Source organism: Bradyrhizobium cenepequi (genome assembly GCF_020329485.1).
GTDB classification, from domain to species: Bacteria; Pseudomonadota; Alphaproteobacteria; order Rhizobiales; family Xanthobacteraceae; genus Bradyrhizobium; species Bradyrhizobium cenepequi.
On record NZ_JAGKJI010000051.1, the window covers coordinates 22,373 to 48,310 of the forward strand.

22 protein-coding genes are annotated in these 25,938 nt (G+C 62.0%); 9 read left to right on the forward strand and 13 right to left on the reverse strand.

Annotation, left to right across the window (positions count from 1 at the left end; all coding sequences use genetic code 11):
* Positions 1–65: 65 nt before the first annotated feature.
* The gene (locus tag J6497_RS33485; protein WP_225708480.1) at positions 66–1,241 is read right to left on the reverse strand and encodes a vWA domain-containing protein; all 1,176 of its coding nucleotides are present in this window, start codon (positions 1,239–1,241) and stop codon (positions 66–68) included.
* Positions 1,242–1,468: 227 nt separating this feature from the next.
* Between J6497_RS33485 and J6497_RS33490 the strand changes: the two genes are divergently transcribed.
* Entirely contained in the window at positions 1,469–2,311 is an 843-nt protein-coding gene (locus tag J6497_RS33490; RefSeq protein WP_225708481.1) for an AAA family ATPase, read from the forward strand.
* A 76-nt stretch (positions 2,312–2,387) separates the two neighbouring features.
* A complete protein-coding gene (locus J6497_RS33495; RefSeq protein ID WP_225708482.1) occupies positions 2,388–3,890 on the forward strand; it encodes a flavin-containing monooxygenase in 1,503 nt (500 codons plus the stop codon).
* A 182-nt stretch (positions 3,891–4,072) separates the two neighbouring features.
* Here J6497_RS33495 and J6497_RS33500 read toward each other — a convergent pair whose 3' ends face one another.
* The 4 genes from J6497_RS33500 to J6497_RS33515 form a co-directional block, all read right to left on the reverse strand.
* On the reverse strand, positions 4,073–5,710 hold the full coding sequence (locus J6497_RS33500; protein ID WP_225708483.1) for a GMC family oxidoreductase: 1,638 nt from the start codon (positions 5,708–5,710) through the stop codon (positions 4,073–4,075).
* Between the two features lie 27 nt (positions 5,711–5,737).
* Positions 5,738–6,331 carry a GNAT family N-acetyltransferase gene (locus J6497_RS33505; protein ID WP_225708484.1) on the reverse strand — a complete coding sequence of 198 codons (594 nt, stop codon included), beginning with the start codon at positions 6,329–6,331 and terminating at the stop codon, positions 5,738–5,740.
* Positions 6,332–6,467: 136 nt separating this feature from the next.
* Positions 6,468–7,394 carry an SMP-30/gluconolactonase/LRE family protein gene (locus J6497_RS33510; protein ID WP_225708485.1) on the reverse strand — a complete coding sequence of 309 codons (927 nt, stop codon included), beginning with the start codon at positions 7,392–7,394 and terminating at the stop codon, positions 6,468–6,470.
* A gap of 231 nt (positions 7,395–7,625) precedes the next feature.
* Complete coding sequence (locus tag J6497_RS33515) at positions 7,626–8,468, reverse strand: AraC family transcriptional regulator (RefSeq protein ID WP_225708486.1); 843 nt, start codon at positions 8,466–8,468, stop codon at positions 7,626–7,628.
* Positions 8,469–8,711: 243 nt separating this feature from the next.
* Between J6497_RS33515 and J6497_RS33520 the strand changes: the two genes are divergently transcribed.
* Positions 8,712–9,947 (forward strand): ABC transporter substrate-binding protein, encoded by a 1,236-nt coding sequence (locus J6497_RS33520; protein ID WP_376708310.1) that lies wholly within the window; start codon positions 8,712–8,714, stop codon positions 9,945–9,947.
* A gap of 131 nt (positions 9,948–10,078) precedes the next feature.
* On the forward strand, positions 10,079–11,179 hold the full coding sequence (locus J6497_RS33525; RefSeq protein ID WP_225708488.1) for a mandelate racemase/muconate lactonizing enzyme family protein: 1,101 nt from the start codon (positions 10,079–10,081) through the stop codon (positions 11,177–11,179).
* A gap of 141 nt (positions 11,180–11,320) precedes the next feature.
* On the opposite strand, the gene J6497_RS33530 is transcribed toward J6497_RS33525, so the two are convergent.
* Complete coding sequence (locus J6497_RS33530) at positions 11,321–11,683, reverse strand: hypothetical protein (RefSeq protein WP_225708502.1); 363 nt, start codon at positions 11,681–11,683, stop codon at positions 11,321–11,323.
* A 177-nt stretch (positions 11,684–11,860) separates the two neighbouring features.
* On the opposite strand from J6497_RS33530, the gene J6497_RS33535 reads away from it, so the two are divergent.
* Positions 11,861–12,085: a hypothetical protein gene (locus tag J6497_RS33535; protein WP_225708489.1), complete on the forward strand. Its 225-nt coding sequence runs from the start codon at positions 11,861–11,863 to the stop codon at positions 12,083–12,085.
* 535 nt (positions 12,086–12,620) lie between these two features.
* On the opposite strand, the gene J6497_RS33540 is transcribed toward J6497_RS33535, so the two are convergent.
* Positions 12,621–13,277, reverse strand: a complete 657-nt coding sequence (locus J6497_RS33540) for a glutathione S-transferase family protein (RefSeq protein WP_225708490.1) — start codon at positions 13,275–13,277, stop codon at positions 12,621–12,623.
* 193 nt (positions 13,278–13,470) lie between these two features.
* On the opposite strand from J6497_RS33540, the gene J6497_RS33545 reads away from it, so the two are divergent.
* Together J6497_RS33545 and J6497_RS33550 are read left to right on the forward strand one after the other, a co-directional pair.
* The gene (locus tag J6497_RS33545; RefSeq protein ID WP_225708491.1) at positions 13,471–14,694 is read left to right on the forward strand and encodes a polyhydroxyalkanoate depolymerase; all 1,224 of its coding nucleotides are present in this window, start codon (positions 13,471–13,473) and stop codon (positions 14,692–14,694) included.
* 136 nt (positions 14,695–14,830) lie between these two features.
* On the forward strand, positions 14,831–15,625 hold the full coding sequence (locus tag J6497_RS33550; RefSeq protein WP_225708492.1) for a substrate-binding domain-containing protein: 795 nt from the start codon (positions 14,831–14,833) through the stop codon (positions 15,623–15,625).
* Here the strand turns inward: J6497_RS33550 and J6497_RS33555 are convergent.
* From J6497_RS33555 to J6497_RS33580, 6 genes are all read right to left on the reverse strand, one after another.
* Positions 15,622–17,361, reverse strand: a complete 1,740-nt coding sequence (locus J6497_RS33555) for a bifunctional protein-serine/threonine kinase/phosphatase (RefSeq protein ID WP_225708493.1) — start codon at positions 17,359–17,361, stop codon at positions 15,622–15,624. The two genes, J6497_RS33550 and J6497_RS33555, sit on opposite strands and share 4 nt — an antisense overlap.
* Positions 17,362–17,419: 58 nt before the next feature.
* Positions 17,420–18,244 carry a formate/nitrite transporter family protein gene (locus J6497_RS33560; protein ID WP_225708494.1) on the reverse strand — a complete coding sequence of 275 codons (825 nt, stop codon included), beginning with the start codon at positions 18,242–18,244 and terminating at the stop codon, positions 17,420–17,422.
* 443 nt (positions 18,245–18,687) lie between these two features.
* Positions 18,688–19,479, reverse strand: a complete 792-nt coding sequence (locus tag J6497_RS33565) for a transporter substrate-binding domain-containing protein (RefSeq protein WP_376708311.1) — start codon at positions 19,477–19,479, stop codon at positions 18,688–18,690.
* A complete protein-coding gene (locus J6497_RS33570; protein WP_225708495.1) occupies positions 19,476–19,901 on the reverse strand; it encodes a DUF4399 domain-containing protein in 426 nt (141 codons plus the stop codon). The genes J6497_RS33565 and J6497_RS33570 overlap by 4 nt, the downstream gene beginning before the upstream one ends.
* A gap of 22 nt (positions 19,902–19,923) precedes the next feature.
* Positions 19,924–21,471, reverse strand: coding sequence for an SUMF1/EgtB/PvdO family nonheme iron enzyme (locus tag J6497_RS33575; RefSeq protein ID WP_225708496.1), 1,548 nt, complete (start codon positions 21,469–21,471; stop codon positions 19,924–19,926).
* Between the two features lie 199 nt (positions 21,472–21,670).
* On the reverse strand, positions 21,671–22,849 hold the full coding sequence (locus J6497_RS33580; RefSeq protein WP_225708497.1) for an MFS transporter: 1,179 nt from the start codon (positions 22,847–22,849) through the stop codon (positions 21,671–21,673).
* Positions 22,850–22,947: 98 nt separating this feature from the next.
* Between J6497_RS33580 and J6497_RS33585 the strand changes: the two genes are divergently transcribed.
* Positions 22,948–23,748 (forward strand): AraC family transcriptional regulator, encoded by an 801-nt coding sequence (locus J6497_RS33585; RefSeq protein ID WP_225708498.1) that lies wholly within the window; start codon positions 22,948–22,950, stop codon positions 23,746–23,748.
* Positions 23,749–23,854: 106 nt separating this feature from the next.
* A complete protein-coding gene (locus tag J6497_RS33590) occupies positions 23,855–25,207 on the forward strand; it encodes a malonyl-CoA decarboxylase (RefSeq protein WP_225708499.1) in 1,353 nt (450 codons plus the stop codon).
* Positions 25,208–25,938 lie beyond the last annotated feature (731 nt).

Genomic DNA, 25,938 nt, shown 5'->3' on the forward strand with positions numbered 1-25,938 from the left:
GAAGCAAGTGGCCAAATGGATTCCGGGTTCGCGCTTCGCGCGCCGCGGAATGACGGCGGTTGAACCTATCTTACCAGCTCCTTCATCGCATTCTCCAGACCTTCGATCGTAATCGGGTACATGCGTTCGGAGAAGATGCGGCGGATGATGGTGGTTGATTCCGAATAGTCCCAGTGCTTCTGCGCGACCGGGTTGAGCCACACCGTGTGCGGATAGGTTCGAATGATACGCTCGAGCCAGACCGAACCGGCCTCCTCGTTGACATGCTCGACCGAGCCGCCGGGGACCATGATCTCGTAAGGCGACATCGAGGCGTCGCCGACGAACACGACCTTGTAGTCGTGCGGATATTTGTGCAGCACGTCCCAGGTCGGCGTGCGGTCGGTGAAGCGCCGCTTGTTCTGCTTCCACACGCCCTCATAGAGGCAGTTGTGAAAGTAGAAATATTCCATATGCTTGAATTCGCTTTTTGCCGCCGAAAACAATTCTTCGACCTGCTCGATGTGCGAATCCATCGAGCCGCCGATATCGAAGAACACCAGGACCTTCACGGCATTGCGCCGCTCGGGACGCATGTGCACGTCGAGATAGCCGTGATTGGCGGTTTCCTTGATCGTGGTATCGAGATCGAGTTCATCGGGCGCGCCGGTCCGGGCGAATTTGCGCAGTCGCCGCAGCGCGATCTTGATGTTGCGGATGCCGAGCTCGACATTGCCGTCGAGATCCCTAAATTCGCGCTTGTCCCACACCTTCACGGCGCGGTTGTTGCGGTTCTTCTCCTGCCCGATGCGGATGCCTTCGGGATTGTAGCCGTGGGATCCGAAGGGCGACGTGCCGGCGGTGCCGATCCATTTGTTGCCGCCCTGGTGTCGCCCCTTCTGTTCCTCGAGGCGCTTGCGGAGCGTCTCCATGAGCTTGTCCCAGCCCATGGCTTCGATCTGCTTCTTCTCTTCCTCGGTGAGGTATTTTTCCGCGAGCTTCTTCAGCCACTCCTCAGGGATCTCGGCCTTGTCCATGGCATCGAGCAGGCTCTCCAGCCCCTTGAACACGGCGCCGAAGACGCGGTCGAACTTGTCGAGATTACGCTCGTCCTTCACCAGCGCCGAGCGCGACAGGTAATAGAAATTCTCGACGCTCTGCTCCGCGAGGTCGGCGTCGAGCGCCTCCATCAGCGTCAGATATTCGCGCAAGGTCACGGGGACCTGGGCGTCGCGCAGCGATGTGAAGAACTGCAAGAACATGTTCCATAGATCGCCCGCCGCCGTCGCGGCGTCAAGGGCGCTCAGGTCCCAACTTCGGCATTACGGGCTCGGTACCAAGCTGTGAGGATCATTCCGCAAGGCGGAAACGGTCCGCCTAAATTCAAGGCGGTCGCGATGACCCAGTTGCGTGCAGGCGCTGGAATCCACGCTAGACCTGCAGGGTTTTTCCACTAGTATCAAATTGAAACTCATTCTGACGGGGTAGTATGAAATTCACTGGTACCAAGGATTATGTCGCCACCGATGATCTCAAAGTCGCTGTCAACGCCGCCATCGTGCTGGAGCGCCCGCTTCTGGTGAAGGGCGAGCCCGGCACCGGCAAGACGGTGTTGGCAGAAGAAGTCGCCAAGGCGCTCGATGCACCGCTTCTGACCTGGCACATCAAGTCCACCACCAAGGCGCAGCAGGGCCTCTACGAATATGACGCGGTGTCGCGGCTGCGCGACAGCCAGCTCGGCGATGCGCGCGTCTCCGACATCAAGAACTACATCAAGCGCGGCAAGCTGTGGGAGGCCTTCACCAACGAGAAGCGCCCGGTGCTGCTGATCGACGAGATCGATAAGGCCGATATCGAATTCCCCAACGATCTCCTGCTCGAGCTCGATCGCATGGAGTTCTTCGTCTACGAGACCGGCGAGAACATCAAGGCCAGGCTCCGCCCGATCGTGATGATCACCTCGAACAACGAGAAGGAGCTGCCGGACGCCTTCCTGCGCCGCTGCTTCTTCCACTACATCAAATTCCCCGACGCTGACACGATGGAGAAGATCGTCGACGTGCATTTCCCCGGCATCAAACGGCGCTTGGTGGAAGAGGCCTTGCGCATCTTCTTCGAGGTGCGGGAAGTGCCGGGATTGAAGAAGAAGCCTTCGACCTCCGAATTGCTCGACTGGCTGAAGCTGCTCCTGAACGAGGATATCACGCCGGAGATGCTGCGGGAGCGCGATCCGCGCAAGCTGATCCCGCCGCTGCACGGTGCACTGCTCAAGAACGAACAGGATGTGCACCTGTTCGAGCGGCTGGCCTTCCTGAGCCGCCGCGAAGTCTGATTCGACGATTTGCGAGGCGCCGGAGATTCCGGCGCTTCGTGCGCACGACCAACGAAACAATAAAAGAGCTGGGAAGATGAACGTCCAAACGCAGATACGCACCGCCGAGCCCGTTACGTCGGAGCATTTTGACGTCCTGATCGTGGGCGCCGGCATTTCCGGCGTCGGCGCCGCCTATCACCTGACCACGCAATGCCCGGGAACCAGCTTCGTCGTGCTGGAGACGCAGAAGACGTTTGGCGGCACCTGGAGCACGCACCGCTATCCTGGCATCCGCTCCGATAGCGACCTGCACACCTTCGGCTATCGCTTCAAGCCGTGGACCAGCGCGCCGATCGCAACCGCGGCGGAGATCCTGAAATATATGGGCGAAGTGGTCGAGGAGAACGACCTCGCGCGCCACATCCGCTATCGCCACACCATCACTTCAGCGAAGTGGTCGAGCGAGGCCAACCTCTGGACCATCGACGCCACGCGCACCGATACCGGCGAATACTTCCGCTTCACCACCAACTTCTTCTGGATGTGCCAGGGCTACTATCGCCATGCCGAGGGCTATACGCCCGAGTGGAAGGACATGGCCAAGTTCAAGGGCCCGATCGTGCATCCGCAGAAGTGGCCCGAGGACCTCGACTACAATGGCAAGCGCGTCATCGTGATCGGCTCCGGCGCCACCGCCGCGACGCTGATCCCCGCGATGGCCAAGGACGCTGGCCATGTGACCATGCTGCAGCGCTCGCCGACCTATTTCCGCACCGGCCGCAACGCGATCGAAATCGCGGAGCAGCTGCGGCAGTTGCAGATCGACGAGACATGGATTCACGAGATCACGCGTCGCAAGATCCTGTTCGACCAGGACGCTTTCACCCGCAAGACCTTCGAGAAGCCTGAAGAGGCCAAGAAGGATTTGTTGTCGGCGGTCGAAGCCTATCTCGGCAAGGACTATGACATCGCCACCCACTTCACGCCGCGCTACCGCCCGTGGCGCCAGCGCATCGCCTTCATTCCGGACGGCGACCTGTTCCGGGGCATCAAGGACGGCAAAGCTTCCGTCGTGACCGACGAGATCGAACGCTTCACCGAGAAGGGCATCCTGCTGAAGTCCGGCAAGGAGTTGGAGGCCGACATCATCGTCACCGCCACCGGCTTCAATCTGTGCGCCACCGGCGACATCGAGTTCGAGGTTGACGGCAAGCCGCTCGATTTCGCCGATACCCTGACCTATCGCGGCATGATGTTCACCGGCGTGCCCAATCTCGTCTGGGTGTTCGGCTATTTCCGGGCGAGCTGGACATTGCGCGTCGATCTCGTCGCCGATTTCGTCTGCCGCCTGCTCACGCACATGAAGCAGACCGGTGCGAAGAAGGTTACCCCCGCGTTGCGCGCCGAAGACCACAACATGCCGATCCTGCCGTGGATCGACGAGGAAAACTTCAATCCCGGCTATATGCTGCGCGGCATGCACCTGTTGCCGAAGCGCGGCGACAAGCCGGAATGGCAGCACAACCAGGACTACTGGGCCGAGAAGGACGAGTTTCCGACCATTGATTTAACGGATAAGGCGTTCGTGTACGGGTGAAGTGCCCGCCCCTCATGGTGAGGAGGCGCGCAAGCACCGTCTCCGGACGATGCTTCGCATCGCCAGGAGAACCATGAGGCCCCGCCGGTGGCCTCATCCTTCGAGACGCGCTTCGCGCTCCTCAGGATGAGGGGAAACAGCGGCGCGCTCCATACAGGAGAGACCGCGCTCGCAGCCGAGTATCACGCGTACTCCGCCAGCGCCACAGTGGACATCGCCTGCTTGCCGCGGATCATGTCGGAGGCCTTGTCGGCGATCATCATCGTCGAGGCGTTGAGGTTGGCCGAGATCATGCGCGGCATGATGGAGGCGTCGACCACGCGCAGGCCCTGCAATCCATGGACGCGGAGCTGGTCGTCGACCACGGCCCATTTGGCATCGACCGGGCCCATCCGGCAGGTGCAGCCCGGATGGAACGTGGTGGTGCCACGCTCGGTTGCCGCCGCCAGAAATTCATCGTCGGTCTGCACGTTGGGTCCCGGAAAATCCTCGTAGTCGTAATAGGGCGCAAGCGGCGCCGACAGCCGGCGCGCCAGCTTCATGCCGGCGACGACAACGCGGCGGTCGAGCTCTTCGACGAGATAGTTGGTCTGGATGATCGGCGGTGCGAACGGATCCGACGAGCGGATGCGGACATAGCCGCGGCTCTCGGGGCGCTGCTGCCAGGAGGCGACGGTCATGCCGGGCTCGTCCTCGAGCTGGCCCTGCACGCCTTCCTTGTAGCTCGCGGGCGTGAAGGTGAGCTGGAGGTCCGAGCTCTCCGTGGTCTCGCCCGAATGCCAGAAGCAATAGACCATGGTCGGCGACAGCGACAGCAAGCCGCGCCGCGTCGTCGCCCATTTCAACGCCTCGACCCACAGGCTTAAGCCCCGCCTGAGCTCGTTGATGGTCTTGATGTTCTTGACGCGCGCGACCGAGCGCGGCGCGTAATGGTCCTGCAATCCCTCGCCGACGCCGGGCAACGCATGACGCACCTCGATGCCGTGCGACTGCAACAGTTCCGGCGAGCCGACGCCGGACAATTGCAGGATCTGCGGCGAGTTGTAGGCGCCGCCGGAGAGGATCACCTCCTTGTTGGCGCGCACCTCGACCGGCTCGCCGCCCCGTCCTCCCTTGAGATAGCGCACGCCGACCGCGCGCTTGCCTTCGAAGATGATGTTGGTGACATGCGCATGCGTGTGCACGTGGACGTTTGGCCGTTTCCGCGCCGGATGCAGGAACGCCTTCGCCGCGCTCATGCGCAGGCCATTCTGGATCGTGCGCTGGCAGTAGGACACGCCTTCCTGGATCGCACCGTTGTAGTCGGGGTTGCGCGGAATACCGAGGCTGACGGCGCCCTCCATGAAGGCCTCGCAGAGCGGGTCGTTCCAGTCCATGGTGGTGACGGTCAGGCTGCCGTCGCGGCCGCGATAGGTGTCGTCACACTCGCCGACGCGGCATTCCATCCGCTTGAAGTAGGGCAGCACGTCCGGATAGCCCCAGCCGCGATTGCCGAGCTGCGCCCAGGTGTCGAAATCCTGGCGCTGGCCGCGGTTGTAGATGTGGCCGTTGATTGACGACGAGCCGCCAAGCGTCTTGCCGCGCGGCGCGTAGATGCTGCGGCCGCCGGTCCACGGGCCCGGCTCCTGCTGGTAGGCCCAGTTGACGCTCTTCATGTGGAACGTCTTGATGAAGCCGGCCGGCAGATGGATGTAGGGGTGCCAGTCCTTCGGGCCTGCCTCGAGCACGCACACCGTGGTGCCGGCATCCTCGCTCAAGCGGTTGGTGAGAACGCTACCGGCGGAGCCCGCGCCGATGATTACATAATCGAACGTTTCCATCGTCTCGTTTCTGGCGCGGCAGAGCGGCTACCGCGGCTTTTCGTTGAGTTGATAGTTGAGGTGCGCCTTCACGGTCGGCCATTCGCTGGCGATAATGCTGTAGACGACGGTATCACGCAACGTGCCGTTTGGTGCGATCTGGTGGCTACGCAGGACGCCGTCCAGCTTGGCACCGAGCCGTTCGATGCCGCGGCGGCTCTGGTGGTTGAAGAAATGCGTGCGGAACTCTACCGCAATGCAATCGAGCGTCTCAAAGGCGTGCGTCAGTAACAACAATTTGCACTGCGTATTGACCGCGCTGCGCTGCACACACTTCGCGTACCAGGTCGAGCCGATCTCGACGCGGCGGTTGGGCGCATCGACATTCATGTAGGTCGTCATGCCCGCGATGGCGCCGCCGGCATCGAACACCGTGAACGGCAGCATCGATCCCGTCGCCTGCAGGCCAAGCCTGCGGTCGATCTCTTTGCGCATGTCCTCGGGACGCGGAATGAACGTGTACCAGAGCTTCCAGAGCTCGCCGTCCTTCACGGCCTCAATGAGCCCATCGGCGTGATCCTGCGACAGCGGCTCCAGCCGTGCATGCGCGCCGCCAAGGGTGATGGGTTCAAGCCAGGGCATTTCGATCGTCTCTCCTCATCCCGAGGAGGCCGCGCAGCTGCCGTCTCGAGGGATGGCCGCGGGCGATGGCCTCATGGTTCGAGACGCGCCGCTGATGCGGCGCTCCTCACCATGAGGGTCTAGCATTGCACAGCCATCACCTGTTCAAAAAATTCAGCGGCAACCCAGGCCGCGACCAATCCATGGCGATCAGTTCGCCCTTGCCCGACAGCGTGATGTAGGCGGTCTTCAGCTCGGGTCCGCCAAACGCGATGTTGGTGGTGACGCGGTCGCCGGTCGGAACCTGCTCGACGAGGGTACCATCGGGTGCGATCACGGAGATGCAGCCCGAGACCAGGGTCGCCACGCAGACATTGCCGCTCGCCTCCACCGCGAGCGAGTCGAACATCTGGTAGCCGCCAAGCCCTGCGATCGGTTTGCCGCGCTCGCCGCGATAGATCACCTCGCGCGGCTTCACCGTGCCCGGCTCGGAGAGTTCGTAGGCCCAGAGCCGCGCGGTCGGCGTCTCCGCGATGTAGACCGTCTTCTCGTCCGGCGACAGGCCGATGCCGTTGGCCGGCAGCAGGCCGTGCACGCCTTCGACGATCTCCTTCATGCCGGGTTTGATGTAATAGAACGCGCCGACATCCATCTCGCGGGCACGGCGCTTGCCGAGATCGGAGAACCAGAGCCCGCCCTGCCTGTCGAAGACAAGGTCGTTCGGTCCCCTTAAGGCATGCTCGCCGCATTTGTCGACGACGGTCTCGACCTTGCCCGACTGCAAGTCGACGCGCTGGATCGAGCCGCCGAGATAGTCCTCCGGCTGCGGCCCCGGCATGATCGTGCTGCGCGTCGGAATCCAGCTAAAGCCGCCATTGTTGCAGATGTACATCTTGCCGTCGGGACCGAGCGCCGCGCCGTTGGGACCGCCGGGAATCTGCGCCACCACTTCCTTGCGCCCGTCCGGATAGACCCGCGTCAACCGCTTCCCACGGATTTCGACCAGCACCACCGATCCGTCCGGCATCACCACCGGACCTTCCGGAAATTCAAGATCGGTGGCGAGAACGCGGATATTGGCCATGAAATCCTCCCGGCTGCTTATGGCTGCAAGGGGATTTTCAACCGCCCCACGCAACGTGTTGTTGGCGTGACGTTATGACAAAGACACCGTTGCTTGCCAAGCAAGGGTGAAGCAAGGCAGCTTTGCGAGCTGCCGTAGGATGGGTAGAGCGAAGCGAAACCCATCATCTCGCCTCGTCTGACCCGGCGCATTGATGGGTTTCGCTTCGCTCTACCCATCCTACACGCTACCCTACTCCTTCACGGGCACCCAGATCTCGAGGCCGCCATTGCCGGTGGCCGGATCGAACTTCTCGTCGTAGCGCTCGAAGTTCGGCGCATCCGCGGCCTTCATGCCGGATGCCGGCAGCCAGTGATTCCAGATCGTGTTCACGGTCCGCCGGATCGTGGAAATGTGCTCGCCATGAGTGAAGACCGCATATTTCTGCTCGGGAATTCGCACCCGGCTGAACTCGCGCGGCAGGTCCGAGAAGTCGGAGACCTCGACGCCGGCGATGTAATCGAAATTGCCGGCGTCATCGCCATTGCAGCAGACACCATAGGCCACGTTGCCGATGCGGCCGGGAATATGATCGACCGTTTGGTGAAAGCGTTGCCACTGGCTCGGAATGCCGGCACCGCCGCCGCAATCCCCGTGATTGTAGCGCTCTCCGACGCCGGCGACGAGGAACGCCTTGCCGGTCGCAATACGCGGCGGATTGAGATGATCGAGCGCGGTTGAATCCATCATGATCGGCTCCTGTAGCTTCAGCTTGCTGAGGCACGTCGTGGCGCGAACCGTTTCGGGCGTGACGCCGAAATGGTCGCGGAACGCGCGGGTGAACGCTTCGTGGGAGCCGTAGTCCGCATCCAGCGCCAGGCTGAGAATATCAGGTGCGCCGCTCGCGAGCGCGCGAGCCGCCTCGCTGAGACGGCGGGCGCGCACGTAACGCATTACCGAGAATCCTGTGGCCGCCGCAAACGCGCGCACCAGGTGGAAGCGCGAGATACCGGCGATGCCGGCGATCTCGTCGAGCGTCAGCGGCTGACCGAGATGGCTCTCGATGTACCAGAGCGACTTCTGGGCTGGGTTCATGACTGTCGGCCTTCCTTCGAAGCGCATCCATCATGCGCGATCGCACCCTGCACCGTTTGACAGTCCTTGCTGTCCCGTGAGCGACCGGAGCGTTGTTCCATCCCGCGGAAATTACAACCCAGCCCTTCGCTGGCAAGACCAAGCCAATCGTGCATACTCGCTGACGCATCGATCCGACGGCTCATCTCAAGCTGCCCATAATCAAGACTGCAGAGCCGCGGCGAACTGTCAGGGAGGACAATGATGCATGACCGGCTCTTGAACTATAACTATGCCCAATCCACGCTGCTCGCTGGACTTCTCGCCGTCGCGCTCGCCGGAACAGCCAGCGCACAAAAGAAATACGACCCCGGTGCAACCGACACCGAGGTCAAGATCGGCAACATCATGCCCTACTCGGGCCCGGCGTCGGCTTATGCCACCATCGGCAAGACCGAAGCGGCCTATTTCAACAAGCTCAACGCCGAAGGCGGCATCAACGGCCGCAAGGTCAACTTCATCAGCTATGACGACGCCTATAGCCCGCCGAAGACAGTCGAGCAGGCACGCAAGCTGGTCGAGAACGACGAGGTGCTGCTGATCTTCAACCCGCTGGGCACGCCGGGCAACACCGCGATCCAGAAATACATGAACTCGAAGAAGGTGCCGCAGCTCTTCGTCTCCACCGGCGCCGCCAAGTGGAACGACCCAAAGAATTCCCCGTGGACCATGGGCTGGCAGCCCAGCTATCAGGTCGAAGCGCGGATCTACGGCAAGTACATCCTGCAGAACTATCCCGGCAAGACCATCGGCGTCCTCTACCAGAACGACGATTTCGGAAAGGACTATGTGATCGGCCTGCGCGAAGGCCTTGGCGATCAGGCAGGCAAACTGATCACCGTGGAGGCCTCCTACGAGACCAGTTCACCCACGGTGGATTCACAGGTGGTGCAGATCAAGGGCGCCAATCCCGACATCTTCGTCAATATCGCCACCCCGAAATTCGCGGCGCAGGCGATCAAGAAGATCGCCGAGCTGGACTGGCACCCGGTGCAGTTCCTGACCAACGTATCCGGCTCGATCGGCGGCGTCATCAAGCCTGCCGGTTACGAGGCCAGCCAGGGCATACTGTCGACCGCCTATTTGAAGGATCCCAAGGACGCCGAATGGAAGAACGATCCCGCGATGAACGAGTGGCGCGCGTTCATGGCCAAGTGGTATCCCGAAGGCGATCTCGACGATGCCGCGACCGTGTTCGGCTATGGCGTCGCCAAGGGGCTCGAACAAGTGCTGCGCCAATGCGGCGACAACCTCACCCGCGAGAATATCATGAAGCAGGCGGCCAATCTCGATTTCCAGATCGGCATCTACCTGCCGGGCACCCGCATCAAGACCGGCCCGAACGACTATGCGCCGATCGAGCAGCTCCAGATGATGCGCTTCAAGGGCGAGAGCTGGGAACGGTTCGGCCCCGTCATGAGTGGCGAGAAGAGCTCTTAAAACTAGAGCGTTTTCGAGCGAAGTGGACACCGGTTCGCGTGAAGAAAACGCGTCACAACAAGAATCCAGCATCGCTTCAAATCGGCGTATCCCGCTCCCGCGGGATACGCATTCCGCCCTGGAGAAACCCCATGAAAATCACGAATGTCCGCGCGCACCACATCCGCATCCCCTATGACGCCGGCCCCGCGAGCTTCCGGCAGGGTGCGTCGTCGATCGCAGCGCTTGATATGGTGCTGGTCGAAGTCTCGACCGATGCCGGCCTCACCGGCTGGGGCGACGCCTTCGCCTATGTCTGTCCACGCACGACCTGCACTGCGATCGAGGAGATGATCGCGCCGCAGGCGCGCGGCCTCGATTTGCCTGAAGCCTCCGGCATTCCTGCCGTGATAGAGCAGATCCAGCGCAATCTGCACCTGTTCGGTCGCTACGGCATCACGATGTTCGCGATCTCGGGCCTGGACATCGCGCTGTGGGATCTCGCCGGAAAGATCAAGGGCGTGCCGCTGCATCGGCTGATCGGCGAGGCCAGACGCGCGAAGATCCCGGCCTATGCGAGCCTGATGCGGATCGGCAAACCGGAACATATTGCCGGCGAATGCGAAGCCGCGCTCCGTCGCGGCTACGGCGCGATCAAGCTGCACGAGACTACGACGCCAGCGGTGTTTGCGGCACGCAAGGCGATCGGCAGCGACATCCCGCTAATGGTGGACATGAACTGCCCGCTGGATGGCCCGAGCGCGATTGCCTTCGCGCGAGACTGCCAGGCGGCAACCCCGATGTTCCTCGAAGAGCCGGTCTGGCCACCGGAGGATTTTGCTACGCTCGCCGACGTGCGCGCCAAAGGCGGCCTCGACATCGCGGCCGGCGAGAATGCCTGCACCGTACACCAATTCCGCCAGATGATGGCGGCAGGCGCCGTCAGCCATGCCCAGCCCTCGGTGACCAAGGTCGGCGGCATCACCGAATTCCTGAAAGTTGCGGCGCTCGCCGACGAACTCGGCGTCAAGATCGTTCCGCACTCGCCCTATTTCGGACCGGGCTTCCTGGCGACGCTGCACCTGATGTCGATGCGGGACGACGGCTTTATCGAAGTCTTTTACATGAAACGGCCGGCCTGCCTCTGGCGCGGCCGCGCCGATGTCGATGCAAACGGAGATATCGAGGTGCCGCGAGGGCCCGGACTCGGCTATGAGCCCGACAGAGACGTGATCGAGCACTACCGCGTATAGGGGCTTGTCACCCTCAGCTGTCATTGCGATCCACCGGGTCGGCGCGTAGCGCCGCCCGATGACAGGCTCCGCGAAGCAATCCATGCCACCGCAAGCGGGAAGATGGATTGCTTCGTCGCTGTCGCTCCTCGCAATGACGGACTATTTGCCACCTTCTTTCGCTGCCGGCGCCGCGTCCTTTGCCGGCACGTCGGCTTTCTTCTTCAAGTCCTCGTCCATCTTCTTCTGCGCAGCCAGCAGATCGTCCACGCGCTTCTGCAGGGTCGCAGATGCACTCTTGAGGCTTTCGATCTGGCGATTGGCGGCATCGAGCTTCTGCTGGTGATCGGTCACAAGCTTCGTGATCGTTTTCTGCAGGAAGTCGACGTTGCTCTGCAGGCAACTCGTCCGCCGCTCCCAGGTTTTCTCGACGGTACAGATCTCAATGCCTGGGACGTCCTGCGCATGAACCTCGGTGCATCCCAGTGCGCCGGATGCAAGTGTCACGAGCGCTGCGAGCGTCATGTTAATGTTCATTAAATCCTCCACGCGCTCTTCACGGCAATGTGCTCGAAGGGCGGCGACATCGTCAGAGATACCACACTCTAACCGTATTCCGGCGTTGTCCTTTGCCTATTGCGGGGTGCGGGGGGCTTTTGGGAACTCAAACGTTTCCACGCATCGGAAGTGGAGAATAATCAGATGGCAACGCGCGAAAAGCGACTGGCGCAATTCGATGGCAGCGGCGAACCTCCGCCGAACGAGATCGTCGAAGTGCTTTGCGAAGATCAGAGCGGCACATATCAGTTGCCGTTCGCCTGTCGCTTTATCGACGGTCATTGGCTCAATGACCAATCCGGCGGCATGGTCGAGGCGACCGTGATCGCCTGGCGCTTTCCACGCGTCAAGCAAACGGGTGCAGCTTAGGGAGATCGCAGAAGAGTTGCTACCGTTCTTCTTCGCGACAAAGCGCTGCGCGGAGATCATGCTCAAACGGAAAGTGCGAGAGGGATGAAGGATCATCCCTCCCACACCGTTCTGTCTCAAAATGCAACGGAAGAGTTCGCTGCCTTAAGGTTCGGAACGCCGGTGGAACGAAGCGCGTCCGAATCAGTGATGGAGCGCCGTACGCTGTTGTTCACGGCTAGATGTCGGCGCCACTCCAAGACGACGCACCACATGCAGGAGCACAACGAGCGGCTGCAGCCAACGGCCGACCATTAAAGTTAATTCCTCCGGGGGCGACATGATCAGTCACTTTCAATCGGCTACTTCCGGGGCGTCACTGGCGGCACCTTCTCGGTCGCCGGCGGCATGTCGACGGTCGTGAAGTCCACCGATTTTTTGCGGCGCAACCGACGTCCTGCGACCGCTACTCACGCGGGCTTTCGTAGCACGAGCTTTAGGCCAAACCTGCACCGCACTTGAGCCCGCCGAACGAGCATCCCGCCGGCCGCACTGCCTAATATTCGACCTCCAGCTCCTCGACGTCGGCGGGCTCGGCCTTGGCAGCCTCGACCCACTCGCGCATCTCCGGCATCGACATGATGGTTTCAGCATAGGCCGCAAGCGTCGGCTCGAGCTTGACGTCATAGGTGATGAAGCGGGTGACAACCGGCGCATACATCGCGTCCGCCATGGTGCGGCGCTCACCGAACAGGAATGGCCCGCCGGACTCCGCAAGGCAATCACGCCAAATGGTGCAGACCCGGTCGATGTCGGCTTGCGCGCGCGACCAGATCTTGAAGCCGGGGAAACGGCCTTTCAGGTTAACCGGCAGTGAGGCGCGCAGCGTCGTAAAGCCGGAATGAACTTCCCCGCAGATCGAGCGGCAATGCGCCCGCTTGATGCGGTCTTCCGGCAACAAGCCGGCATTCGGCATGATCTCGTTGAGGTACTCGGCGATCGCCAGCGTGTCCCAGACGGTGGCGCCCTCGTGGCGCAGGCAGGGCACCAGGATCGATGACGACAGCAGCAGGAGTTCCGCGCGGGCCGAGGCGTCGTCGAGAGCGGTGATGACCTCCTCGAATTCCAGCCCCGCGAATTTCGCCAGCAGCCAGCCGCGCAGCGACCATGACGAGTAGTTCTTGCTGCTGATGGTCAGTGTCGTTGTCGCCATAGGGCCTTTCCCTCACGCCTCAACGTCGACCGCAGGAACTTAAAGCGGCGAGCCTATCCATGCGGATATCGCCCCTGCTTATTGCCTGGGCGCCAAGTATCCCGAGCAGCAAGCCACGTGCCAATTTCGAGGGCGGTTCGACTCCGCGTTGGCTCCGATATTGCATAGCACCACGGGGCAAAGGCGGTCGTGTATGATGTCAATGCTTTACCAAGCCTACCAGAATCACATGGACCTGACCGCACCATGGCGCACGGGGGCGGCAGCGGCACTTAGATATCTTAATCTGGTACCGCAGGGAGCCTCGGACCGGCTGCTCGGCCGGCTTGCGGCCACACTCGAACTGATCTCGCGCTCGACCCTGACCTATACCCGACCCGATTATGGCATCCGCAGCGTGAAGGTTGGCAATCGGGAATTGGAGGTGCGGGAGGAAGTCACCTACGCCACGCCGTTCGGATCGCTGCTGCACTTCAAGAAAGTCGATGGGCCCGAGCACCCGAGCCTGCTCTTGGTGGCGCCGATGTCCGGCCACTTCGCGACGCTATTGCGCGGCACCGTGGCGACGCTGCTGCAGGACCACGACGTCTACATCACCGACTGGCACAACCCGCGCGACATTCCACTCGATCAGGGCCGCTTCGGGCTCGAGGATTACACTGACCATCTCATCACCTTCCTCGACAAGCTCGGCCCGCGCACGCACATGGTCGCGATCTGCCAGCCCTCGGTGTCGGCGCTCGCGGCGGCGGCGATCATGTCGGAGGACAATCATCCCGCACGGCCCGCATCGCTGACCTTGATGGCGGGACCGATCGACACGCGCATCCAGCCGACCAAGGTCAACGAATTTGCGAAGAGCAAGCCGATAAAATGGTTCGAGGACAACCTCATCAACTATGTCCCGATCCAGTGCCGGGGTGCGTTCCGAAAGGTCTATCCGGGTTTCGTGCAGCTCACGGCTTTTGTGTCCATGAATCTCGAGCGCCACATCAAGCAGCACATGGACCTCGCCAATCATCTCGCCAAGGGGGAGAAGGAGAAGGCAAACGTCATCAAGACCTTCTACGATGAATATTTCGCGGTGATGGATCTGCCGGCGGAATTCTACATCGAGACCGTGCGCGACGTGTTCCAGGAGCACCTGCTGCCCCAGGGCAAGCTGATGCACCGGGGTCGGCCGGTGAATCCCACCGCAATCAGGCGCATGGGCCTGATGACCGTCGAAGGCGAACGCGACGACATCTGCTCGATCGGCCAGACGCTGGCCGCGCAAGACCTCTGCGCCGGCGTCCGTGGCTATCGCAAGGTGCATCACATGCAGGCCGGCGTCGGCCATTACGGCGTGTTCAGCGGCAAGCGCTGGAACAACGAGATCTATCCGCTGTTGCGCGACTTCGTGCACGTGAATTCGTGACAAGCAGCGAACTCGCCTCGTCCCTCTCCCATGGCATGGCTGAACATACTTCAACATGCGCGGTAACTGCTGGCCGTGTGTCGCTCGCCGAAGTAACGTCGCACCGTGATCAAAGAATCTTTTGGGAGAAACGCCCATGCGGCACCGCGCCAGCTTCCGCGCATTCGCCCTCGCCTGCTTCGCCGTACTCTTCCTCACCACTTCTGCGTCCGCCGCCGAAATCCACGTGATGATCTCGGGCGGGTTGACCGCCGCCTACAAAGCCTTGGTGCCTGAATTCGAGCGCAAGACCGGCCACAAGGTATCAACCGCCTACGGGCCGTCGATGGGAACCACCGTCAACGCGATTCCGGTGCGGCTCGCGCGCGGCGAGCCCGCCGATGTGCTCATCATGGTCGGCTACGCTCTCAATGACCTCGCCACACAGGGCAAGGTGATTGCCGATAGCCGCGTCGATCTCGTCAAGTCGCCGATCGGGATCGCAGTGAAATCAGGCGCGCAAAAGCCGGACATCAGCTCGGCGGATGCCGTCAAGCGCGCGCTGCTTGCGGCAAAGTCGATCGCCTATTCCGATAGCGCCAGCGGCGTCTATGTATCGACCGAAATGTTCCGGAAGCTCGGAATTGCAGAGACGATGAAGGACAAAGCGAGGAAGATCCCAGCCACGCCGGTTGGCGAGATCGTGGCCAGGGGCGAGGCCGAGATCGGCTTCCAGCAGATCAGCGAGCTGAAGCCCGTCGCCGGCATCGATATCGTCGGGCCGCTGCCGGACGAGCTGCAAAAGATCACGGTGTTTTCCGCGGGGATCGTCAGCGTATCCAAGGAACCCGACGCCGGACGGGCGCTGATCCAGTTTCTCGCATCTCCGGACGGCCGCGCTGAGCTGATTAAGAGCGGGCTGGAGCCGATCCCTTCCGGCACCACGCACTAATGAACATGATGCGAGACGTAGGCCAGCAAGAGAACCAGGGCGAGCGCCAACACGAGCGTCGTGCATTTCCAGAACAATAGCGGGTTGCGCTCGATCAGTGGCGTCGATGACGTCGTGAGATATTTTGCGTTGGGATTGCGGAGGTCGAACAAGAACTCCGACAGGCTATCATATCGCTTATATGGATTGGGATGCACGGCCCGCTCGATCGTTCGATCGACCCAGATCGGGATCTCCGGACAGATGTGCGTGGCCGGGCCGTAGATGACTTTGTTGAAGTCCGATCGCGTCCTCGCGCGGGCGAGCTGGGCGCCATAGGGCAGTCTTCCCGTCAGCATGTGATAGGTGATGACCCCGAGCGAGAACAAGTCCGAGCGCGGCGTGCCAGGCTCGCCCAGGAAATATTCCGGGGCCGTATATTGCTGGGTGCCGAGGATGTCGTTGCGGTCCTCCGAAGGCGCCGCTTCGACCACGCCGGTGATCCTGGTCGATCCGAAATCGATGATTTTCACCGTGCCGGTCTTGTCGATCATGATGTTGTCGGGCCTGATGTCCTGGTGCAGCATCTCCTTGCGGTGGAAGGCCCGAATGCCCTTGGCGATCTGCTCGACGATGCCGCGTACCGTCTCCAGCGCCGGCTTCGGATTGTCGATCATCCATTGCCGAAGCGTCTGCCCATCGATGAACTCGGTCGCGACGTAGAGATAGTTGCGCTTGCGTGATGGCGACCAGGGTTTCAGTACATGCGGGCTGTCGATGCGCTTGGCGACCCACTCCTCCATCATGAACCGCTTCAGATAGGCGGGGTCGTCGCGCAGATCGATCGACGGAATCTTGAGCGTCACCGTGGCGCCGGTGTCGTCGTCGACGGCGAGGTAGATGTGGCTGCGGCTGCTGCCGTGCAGCTCGCGCACGATCGTGTAGCCGTCGAACGCCATTCTGGCTTCCAGGAGCGGCGGCAACGGCAACTCGCTCGCTTGGCCGAACGCCTCGCTGGCGCTGCTCTCCGGCAGTTCGTCGACACGCACGATCTGGATCGTGAGGTTGTCCTGACTACCGCGCTCATAGGCCTGCTCGACGATGGTCTTGGCCGTCTTGTCGAGATCATCGGCGCCGTCGGCGATGACCCTCGCCAACTGGCGCGGTGTGACATGCTCATAGATACCGTCGGTCGCCAACAGAAACGTATCGCCGCGCTCGACCCTGAATGACTGGTAGTCGATCTCGACCTGCGGATTCACGCCGAGCGCACGGCCGAGATAACTCTGCACTGAAGAGAGAACCACGCGGTGATCGCTGGTGAGCTGCTCAAGGCTGCTGCCGGCGAGGCGATAGATCCGGCAGTCGCCGACATGGAAGATATGCGCGGTGGTCGACTTGATCACCATCGCGCTCAGCGTGCAGACATACCCCTTGTCTTTCTCGTATGGGTTTTGGCTGCGCCTGGTCTGCGCGTGCAGCCAGGAATTGGTAGCCTCCAGCACGCGCTGCGCCGACGTCTTCACCGACCAGGATTCCGACGTGCAGTAGTAATCCGTCAGGAAGCCCTTGACGGCCGACTCGCTCGCGATGCGGCTGACGCTGCTCGAGCTGATGCCATCTGCAAGGACGATGGCGATGCCCTTCAGGCCGAGCAGCGGCTCGCTCGGAATCAGGACGCCATGAAAATCCTGATTGGTTTCCTTGCGGCCCTTATCGGAACACTGCCCGACCGATATTTTGAGTTCGCACGGCATCGCGTAACAGTAGCAGACGGATCCGTCCTGACGGGAGGGATCCGTCTGCCCACAAAGATCAAGCTGCGAGGCGCTGGCGCTCGCGCTTCGGCGCTGTTTTCACATGCGTGGCGTAGAGCGTCAGCCCGGTGAAGGCGAGACCGCCAACGAGGTTGCCGACCACGGTCGGAATCTCGTTCCAGATCAGATAGTCCATGATCGTGAACTTGCCGCCGAGTAGCAGCCCCGAAGGGAACAGGAACATGTTCACGATCGAATGCTCGAAGGTCATGAAGAAGAACAGCATGATCGGCATCCACATCGCGATCACCTTGCCGCTGACACTGGTCGAGACCATCGCGCCGACCACGCCGGCCGAGACCATCCAGTTGCAGAGCATGCCGCGGACGAACAGCGTCAGCATGCCCGCCGCGCCGTGCGCCGCATAACCGACCGTGCGGTTTTCACCGATGGTGCCGATGATCTGGCCGACCTTGTCGGGCGGCGAAGAGAAGCCAAAGGTGAACACGATCGACATCATCACGGCCACCGTGAAGGCGCCGGCAAAATTGCCGATGAACACCAGGCCCCAGTTGCGCAGCACGCCGCCGAGCGTCACGCCCGGCCGCCTGTCGATCCAGGCGAGCGGCGACAGCACGAACACGCCGGTCAACAGGTCGAAGCCGAACAGATAGAGCATGCAGAAACCGACCGGGAACAGCGCCGCGCCGACGATCGGCACACCGGTCGATACGTTGACGCTCACTGCAAAGGCCGCGGCGAGGGCGAGAATCGCGCCGGCCATGTAGGCGCGGATCACCGTGTCGCGCGTGGACATGAAGATCTTCGACTCGCCAGCGTCCACCATCTTGGTGACGAATTCCGAAGGCACGAGATAAGCCATTCCAGTTCCCCTTATTCGCAAAACACAGGGCACCACGGCTTGGCCGCGGCGCTGATATGAAGGATGAGTGGACCGTCCTGGACACGCGCCGGATTTACGGCGCGACAGGAATGAGACAATTCCTGCTGCGACGCTGCGGTTGGCGGAGCCCGGTTGGAACAGGGATGTGGTGGCGTCTTTAATGACCACTCGTAGCGCCCTGATAAGGTCGCCTTGATCCCTGCGCCTTCAGCCAACGCTGGCCAAGGCAATCCGACGGACGGCAGTCGTCATTGACTGGTGGACCTAAAAGCAATGGATGTGCCAACAGCCGTCTTCGCCGATTGCTGGAAAACGGCGCGGAATTAACGGGATTGCAGGTGTCCGCGCGCCGGCTCGCCGAATGCCCTGCCCTCGATTTGGGCAAGCTGCTCATATGGCACGCACGTTGAGGACGGTGCGCCTTATTTGGCCTTCGTCCGGATCGGCGCGTCCTTGAGCCCGCTGTTGTCATAGGCCTTGCGCAGCGTGCCGTTGGCAGCGGCTTCCGTCATGAACTTGGTCGCGAACGCCGCGGACAGCGGATGGTTCAACGGGACCGCGACCGCGGTCACCGTCTGCTTGAAGGTCTCATCCAGCACGCGCGTGCCCGGAATCTTCTTTGCCATCGCATTGAGCTGGTCGCGCGACAGTGCGAACGCGTCGACGTCGCCGCTTTTCAGGAGATTGAATATCTCGTCATAAGTCTGATAACCGGTTACTTTCGCATTCTTCAGGTGCGCGATCGCGCCGCGCATGGTCGTGGTGTTGTTGACGGCAGCGACCTTGATGCCCGGCTGGTCGAGGCTTGCGAAATTCGTCACCGTCGAGCCGGGCTTGACGATGTAAGTGGCATCCGCGACCTCATAGATCGGGCCGAACGTCATCCTGGTTTCGCGCTCGGGATCCTTGGGCAGGAAGGTGACGTCCCAGGTGCCCTTCGAGGCCGCATCGGTGATCTGCCCGGAATTCTGGTGCACGATATATTCCACGGGTACGCCGAGCCGCGCGGCCATTGCCTTGCCGAGATCGACCGGCACGCCGGCATAGCCGGTTTCGGTCTTGGTGCACCAGAACGCGCCACCCGCCGGGCTGATCGCAATCGCGACACGGAGCTTGCCGGCCGGAGCGATCTCGTCCTTCAGCGCGTCAGCACTGGCCGGCGCTGCCATCATGGCGGCTGCGAGAACAAGGCCTGCGAGACGCAACACACTCATCTGACGCGGATCGTGATCTTCTCCGAGACGACCGGCGGGTTGAAGGGATAGTGCTTGGCGTCACCGAGCACGAGCTGCAAAGTATGTTTGCCGGGCGGCAGCTCAATACGCGCTTCGGTCTGGCCGGCGCCGAAGTGCAGATGCGACTTGTCCGACGGGATCGGCTCCTTCGGATTGAGCGGCTCGTTCACATCGATCAGCAGATGGTGATGGCCGCTGTTCTGATACTCGTCGCCGGCATGGGTCACGCCCATGTTACGCAGGCCGAAGCGGCACCAGAATGCCCCCTTGATCGTCGTGCCATTCTGCGGCCAGACAAAATACAGGACCGCGTCCTTTGGCGCTGGCTTGTCTTGCGCCTGCGCGACGTTCGCAAGCGACGACAAGACCGCCGAAATCAGAAGCGTGCGCGCGACTTTCATTGCCCCCTCCCCGATCCGAACACTAAGGCGACAGCGCGACCCGCAAGCCATGGGTCGGATACCGAACGTTGGTGTCGTAGTTGTCCCGATTGGCCGGCCGCACATAACGCGAGTCATTCTTCCATGAACCGGAGCGCAGCACATGGGACGTGCAGTCTCCCCCGAGCCAGGCTGAACCGTCGGTCGGGGCGCCCTGGTAGTTCTTGTGCCAGCAATCCTCTACCCACTGGTCGACGCCGCCGCCCATGTCATGCAGGCCAAACGGATTGGCTTTGAAGTTGCCGACCTTGATCGGCTGCTCGGCGGCGGCGCTGTCGCCGCAATCCTTGCAACTGGCCATGCCCAGCTGCATCTGGTCGCCCCACCAATATTTGGCCTGCGTTCCGCCGCGAGCGGCGAATTCCCATTCGGCTTCGCTCGGAAGCCGATATGGTTTCTTGGTGACGTCCGCGAGCCAGGTGACGTACTGCTTGGCATCGCTCCAGCTCACATTGGTGATCGGCGCCTCGTCGTTTCCGGTCGCGGTGAAGCCGCACACGTTGGCGGCGGCGCACGCGTTCCATTCGCCGACCGTGACCGGATATTTGCCGATGGAGAACGGCTTGATCGTCACCCTTCGGATCGGCCGTTCCGACGGATCATCATTGCTGCCCATCGAGAAGCTGCCGCCCTGGAGCGAAACCATCTCGGGCTCCCGCGCAGGCGGCGGCGGGGTGATCGCAGTCACGGCCGGGCTCGCGGAAGGCTGCGGCTGTGGTTGCGCTGTGGGACTGGCAGCAGGAGCTGTCGCCTGCTTCTGGGCGGGGGCCGGCTCGGCCGCCTTCGGGGATGCCGCAGGCGACGGCGATGACACTGGCGCCGGCGTCCGGTCCGCCACCTTTTCGCTCCGCGGGATCAGCATGGACCAGAGAATGCCGCCGGCGATAATCAGAAGCGTGATGCTGAGCAGGAAGATCAGGATGTTCTCGCGCCGCCGGCGCGTGCGGTGGAAGGCCGAAGCGTCCGGCAGCACGCGATAGACCCGCACCGGGTCGGTGATGTTCTTGACCTTGCGGTCGCCGAGCGACTCGTAGCCGCACACCAGCTTGTGCTTGATCTGCTCGTAGATGCCGCCGGAGATGAAGACCTGCCCCGGCTCGGCGATGCCTTCGAGGCGCGAGGCAACGTTGACGCCGTCGCCATAGATGTCGTCAGGCTCGATGATGACGTCGCCGAGATTGACGCCGATCCGATACTCGATCCAGTAGTCCTTCGGCACCGCCGCATTGCGGCCGACCAGGTTCTGCTGGATCACGATGCTGCAGCGGACGGCTTCGACCGGACTGTCGAACATCGCGATGAAGCCGTCGCCAGTCGTCTTCACCAGCCTGCCGTGATGCTCGACGATGGTTGGCTCGATCAGGTCACGCTCGATCCGCTTGACGCGGTTGTGCGTGCCCTCTTCGTCGACCTGCATCAGTCGGCTGTAGCCGGCGATGTCGCCTGCGACGATCGCAGCAAGACGCCTCGGCGTCGGATCGCCCGGCGGCCGCTCTTGCCTTCCCGACTTGAAGTCGCGAATCTCACCCATGGATCGGTTGGGCTCCAATAACCGCAAATACAGCGTTAAGGCGCAATCAGCCTCAGCCCCCGAAACCTAAAGGTCTACCCATAAAGAGCCTATCACACTCCTTACCCGGAACAAGCTTGCCAGATATTGTGCGGCGCATGAAGTGATGTACTTCACATATCAATCAAGCTTGCGTGTCCGCGACAAAATATCCCCATGCTCAGTTCAGCTGCGGCGCCGGCGTTCTGATCTCATTGGGCAGGATAATAGCCGCCGCAATCGCCAATAGACAGAGTGCGGCGAATGCATGCAACATGGTGACGAACCCGCCCTGCTCGTAGAGCCAGGCGACCAGCCCGACCGAGGCGCCGGCCGCGGTGAAGCCGACGAAATAGCGCACCGCATAGGCGCGCGAGCGCCATTCCTCGCTGGTGTATTTGCCGACCATGGCATCGTTGACCGTGACCTGACCGAAAGCGCCCATCACGATGCCGATCGACACCAGGATCAGCGGCAGGTCCGACAGTGTCGCTGCCAGATAAAGGAACGGCGCCAGCATGAAGGACAGCGGCAGCGCCACCGTCTTGAGCGAATGGCGGTCGAGCAATTTGCCGATCGTATACTGCGTCATCGCGCCGAACACATAGACGCCGGCCGCGATCACGCCGAGCAGCGCCGGGCTCCTGGTCAGGTCGGCGAGCCGCTCGGCGAACAGTTTCGGCAGCGCCACAGTCACCGCGTTGAACGTGGTCGAGATCGCGATCACCACGATCAGGAGCGCCAGGATCACCCGCCACATGTCCTTCTTCGCGACGCGCGCTTGCGCAGCGGCCTGCTTGCTGCCCTTGCGATCCTCATGCACCACGGCAAGTGCGAAGGTGATGCCGAGCAGCACGGTGACGACGCCGGGAATGATGAAGGCAAAGCGCCAGCCGAGATACTGGCCGATCACGCCCGTGACCAGCGCCGAGGAGGCAACGCCGAGATTGCCCCAGACTCCGTTCAGCCCCATCTCGCGGCCGAGCTTGTCGGCATAGGACACGATCATGGCGGTGCCGACCGGATGATAGATCGAGGCGAACACGCCGATCGCGAGTAGCGCCGCGCCGAGCTGCAGCGGGGTCGAGACGAGGCCAACCGAGACCATGGATAGCCCGATGCCGATGAAGAAGATCACCATCATATGGCGGCGGCTCCAGCGGTCGCCGAGCCAACCGGTGAGCAGCGAGCCCGCGCCGAAGGCGATGAAGCCCGGGGTGGCGTAAGGCAGCAATTCCGAATAGGCCATGCCGAGCGCCGGCCCCATCACGATGACGGCGGCGGCGAAGATCAGCATCGAATAATGGTCAATGAAATGGGCGGCGTTGACGAAGGCGATCACCCGGCCGGGGTTGTTCATGTGTTGATCCTGTTTCGATCCCTTTTGGAAGGTCTTTTTGGGAATCCTCTTGATTTCCGAACTAGGTTATAGGGACTTGTCCTGACGGGATGTCGCCAATGACTGTCGCCGAAACGCCAATCGCTGGGATCTTGCGAGGCCAGCGCGCCACCGACGACGGCGTGCATCTGGTCGCGCGCCACTACCGGCGCGGCGTCCGCCTCGACACCCACATGCATCGCGAATCGCAACTGGTCTACGCCGCCGCGGGCACGATGCAGGTGACGACTCCCAAGGGCCGCTGGCTGGTGCCGCCGGACCGCGCGGTATGGGTGCCGGCCCTGCTGGAGCATTCGATCGACGTGCTGGCTGATATCCAGATGCGGACGCTGTATTTCGAGTTGCCCTGGCTGAAACGCAACACGCGCGGCAACAGCCTTGGTGCCGAATTCGTGGTGCGGGTATCGCCACTGTTGCACCAGACCATCCTGGCGTTGTTCGACAGACGGGACGATCACGAGCGGACCGGACTTCTGCTGCAACTGGTCATGCTGGAACTGAATCAGGCCGAGAACTCTGCGACCTTTATTCCGCTGCCTCAGGAACCGCGCTGCCGGCGTGCCGCCAACATCGTGCTTGCGAATCCCACCGCTCAGCATGAAATCGAAACGCTGGCACGTGAGGTCGGCACGTCGGCGCGAACATTGTCGCGCCTGTTCTCGTCGGAAACGCAGCTCAGCTTCAAGAGCTGGTGCCAGCGTGCCCGCATCGCAGCCGCAATCGAACGATTGTCGACAGATTCTAGTGTGTCGATCAAGCAGATCGCCTCCGATCTCGGTTATGCCAGCATTCCGGCGTTCTCCCATGCCTTCCGCCAGGTGACCGGCAAGACGCCGACAAAATTCGCGGGCAAGGAATGAATGGAAGACTTCGTTGGCAAGTCATGACAAAATGGTGTTCTTGATTATAGTCGGCAGGAACCTAAATCCTCTGTAACGTTTGGCATCACCGGATTCGATCCTTCCCATGGCCAGCGCCTTTTTCTCCGACCTGCTTGCAACGATTTCCGAGCGTGGCCGCACTCTGTTGCGGCGAGGCAATTCGTTGGAGACGAAGCAAGATGCCTCCGAGCTTCTTGAACTGTGCGAGGCGCTGTTGTCGGGCCTCGGCGAGGCGTCCGGCACCGCCATGGCGCGCGAGGTGCTCGACCGCTATCATCATCTCGATGCTGAGGGGCGGCTGTCGTTCTTCCAGACGCTGGCGCGGGATTTCGGCCCTGACCGCGCAAAACTCATGCAGGCGATCGAGGCCTGGCGCAAGGGTTCCGATGACGGCGAAGCCAGCGAGTTGCATTTCGCCTCCGAGCCGCGCCGGCAGGAACTGATCCGCCGGCTCAACCGCGCGCCGGGCGGCACCAGCGAACTGGTGGCGATGCGCGCCGATTTGCTCAACCTGATGAAAGGCAACAAGGACCTGGCGTCGCTCGACCGCGACGTCACCCACCTGCTCTCTTCTTGGTTCAATAGGGGATTTCTCGTGCTGCGCAGGATAGACTGGTCGACGCCGGCCAATATTCTGGAGAAGATCATTCGCTACGAGGCGGTGCACGAGATCCGTGACTGGAACGATCTGCGCCGCCGTATCGATCCCGTCGACCGCCGCTGCTACGCCTTCTTCCATCCCGCGCTGAACGACGAGCCGCTGATCTTCGTCGAGGTCGCGCTGACCGAGACGATCCCCGGCGCGATCGCACCTCTCCTCGCCGAGCAGCGTGAGCCGGTGCCGGTCGAGCGCGCCCGCACCGCCGTGTTCTATTCGATCTCGAACACCCAGCGTGGACTCGGCGGGATCTCCTTCGGCAGCTTCCTGATCAAGCAGGTGGTCGAGGAATTGCGCCGCGAATTGCCGAAGCTCGACAACTTCGTGACGCTGTCGCCGGTGCCAGGCTTCATGCAATGGCTGAAGCAGGCGACCGACGTGCCGCTCTCCGACGAGGACCGGCAGCTGCTCGAAAGCCTCGGCAAGCCCGACTGGTTCGAGAACGCCGAACTGGCCGCGCAGCTCCGCGCGCTGCTGGAGCCGCTCGCCGCCTATTACTTCCTGAAGGCGCGCACGCCCAAGGGACGGCTGATCGACTCGGTCGCCCGCTTCCACCTCGGCAACGGCGCGCGGCTGGAACGTATCAACTGGCTTGGCGACCTCTCGCCGAAGGGCCTGCGCGAATCCGCCGGCGTCATGGTCAACTACCTCTATCGCCTCGACGATATCGAGAAGAATCACGAAGCCTATGCCAACAACGGCGAGGTGATCGCCTCCAGCGCGGTGAAGAAGCTGCTCAAGGGCGAAGGCAGGCGACTGCTCGAGATGCGGCTGTCGTGACGGGCGCCCCGTAGGATGGGTTTCGCGAAGCGAAACCCATCGCGATGGAGCAAGCTGCGCGACTGATGGGTTTCGCTGCGCTCTACCCATCCTACGATTCTCTCACGCCTCGCACCGGTGTCGTTCCCGCGAAAGCGGGACCCATAACCACAGGAAGATGTTGTGGCGCAGGCAAGCTGTTGCAGCGGAGCACAGGACAAACGCCTGTAGTTATGGGCCCCGGGTCAAGCCCGGGACGACGGGAGGAGAGATCTGATTCAATTGTCAAATAGCGGAGGGGATGTGAGTCTATATTCTCGCGGCATGATGTGCCCGAGGTTTGCGTCTCGTTCGCCCTCCTCGATAGCAGAGGGCGCAGGGAAAGCCGGGTGCCGGTCGCACCCGTAGGCCCCGTGCAACAAAAAGCACGGGGGTAGGACCACAGGTCAACCGGAGCAACACCGGCTTTCCCTGCGCAGTGGTTTACGGCTTACTTCGTGCTCTTCCCGGTGACCGGGCTTTCTTGCCACCGTCATCCGCGGCAGCTCTTGCTGCTCGCGTACTTAGCGCCAGCGTCGGGGCGCCAGAACCACACGACTTCGCCGTCCGCGAGTGCCGCGCTCGTCAGTCGCGACACCCGCGTCCACCGCATCTCACCGCAACGTTCGTGACGATCGCGAGCCGCCCCTCATTTCGGGTGAGACGCGCGGAGTTAAATCACTGATTTGCCCGACGGCGGAAGCGGAATGTTT

Coding starts and splice junctions, on each gene's coding strand:
- J6497_RS33485 (WP_225708480.1), bottom strand. CDS start 1,241: ATGTTCTTGCAGTTCTTCACATCGCTGCGCGACGCCCAGGTCCCCGTG.
- J6497_RS33490 (WP_225708481.1), top strand. CDS start 1,469: ATGAAATTCACTGGTACCAAGGATTATGTCGCCACCGATGATCTCAAA.
- J6497_RS33495 (WP_225708482.1), top strand. CDS start 2,388: ATGAACGTCCAAACGCAGATACGCACCGCCGAGCCCGTTACGTCGGAG.
- J6497_RS33500 (WP_225708483.1), bottom strand. CDS start 5,710: ATGGAAACGTTCGATTATGTAATCATCGGCGCGGGCTCCGCCGGTAGC.
- J6497_RS33505 (WP_225708484.1), bottom strand. CDS start 6,331: ATGCCCTGGCTTGAACCCATCACCCTTGGCGGCGCGCATGCACGGCTG.
- J6497_RS33510 (WP_225708485.1), bottom strand. CDS start 7,394: ATGGCCAATATCCGCGTTCTCGCCACCGATCTTGAATTTCCGGAAGGT.
- J6497_RS33515 (WP_225708486.1), bottom strand. CDS start 8,468: ATGAACCCAGCCCAGAAGTCGCTCTGGTACATCGAGAGCCATCTCGGT.
- J6497_RS33520 (WP_376708310.1), top strand. CDS start 8,712: ATGCATGACCGGCTCTTGAACTATAACTATGCCCAATCCACGCTGCTC.
- J6497_RS33525 (WP_225708488.1), top strand. CDS start 10,079: ATGAAAATCACGAATGTCCGCGCGCACCACATCCGCATCCCCTATGAC.
- J6497_RS33530 (WP_225708502.1), bottom strand. CDS start 11,683: ATGACGCTCGCAGCGCTCGTGACACTTGCATCCGGCGCACTGGGATGC.
- J6497_RS33535 (WP_225708489.1), top strand. CDS start 11,861: ATGGCAACGCGCGAAAAGCGACTGGCGCAATTCGATGGCAGCGGCGAA.
- J6497_RS33540 (WP_225708490.1), bottom strand. CDS start 13,277: ATGGCGACAACGACACTGACCATCAGCAGCAAGAACTACTCGTCATGG.
- J6497_RS33545 (WP_225708491.1), top strand. CDS start 13,471: ATGATGTCAATGCTTTACCAAGCCTACCAGAATCACATGGACCTGACC.
- J6497_RS33550 (WP_225708492.1), top strand. CDS start 14,831: ATGCGGCACCGCGCCAGCTTCCGCGCATTCGCCCTCGCCTGCTTCGCC.
- J6497_RS33555 (WP_225708493.1), bottom strand. CDS start 17,361: ATGCCGTGCGAACTCAAAATATCGGTCGGGCAGTGTTCCGATAAGGGC.
- J6497_RS33560 (WP_225708494.1), bottom strand. CDS start 18,244: ATGGCTTATCTCGTGCCTTCGGAATTCGTCACCAAGATGGTGGACGCT.
- J6497_RS33565 (WP_376708311.1), bottom strand. CDS start 19,479: ATGAGTGTGTTGCGTCTCGCAGGCCTTGTTCTCGCAGCCGCCATGATG.
- J6497_RS33570 (WP_225708495.1), bottom strand. CDS start 19,901: ATGAAAGTCGCGCGCACGCTTCTGATTTCGGCGGTCTTGTCGTCGCTT.
- J6497_RS33575 (WP_225708496.1), bottom strand. CDS start 21,471: ATGGGTGAGATTCGCGACTTCAAGTCGGGAAGGCAAGAGCGGCCGCCG.
- J6497_RS33580 (WP_225708497.1), bottom strand. CDS start 22,849: ATGAACAACCCCGGCCGGGTGATCGCCTTCGTCAACGCCGCCCATTTC.
- J6497_RS33585 (WP_225708498.1), top strand. CDS start 22,948: ATGACTGTCGCCGAAACGCCAATCGCTGGGATCTTGCGAGGCCAGCGC.
- J6497_RS33590 (WP_225708499.1), top strand. CDS start 23,855: ATGGCCAGCGCCTTTTTCTCCGACCTGCTTGCAACGATTTCCGAGCGT.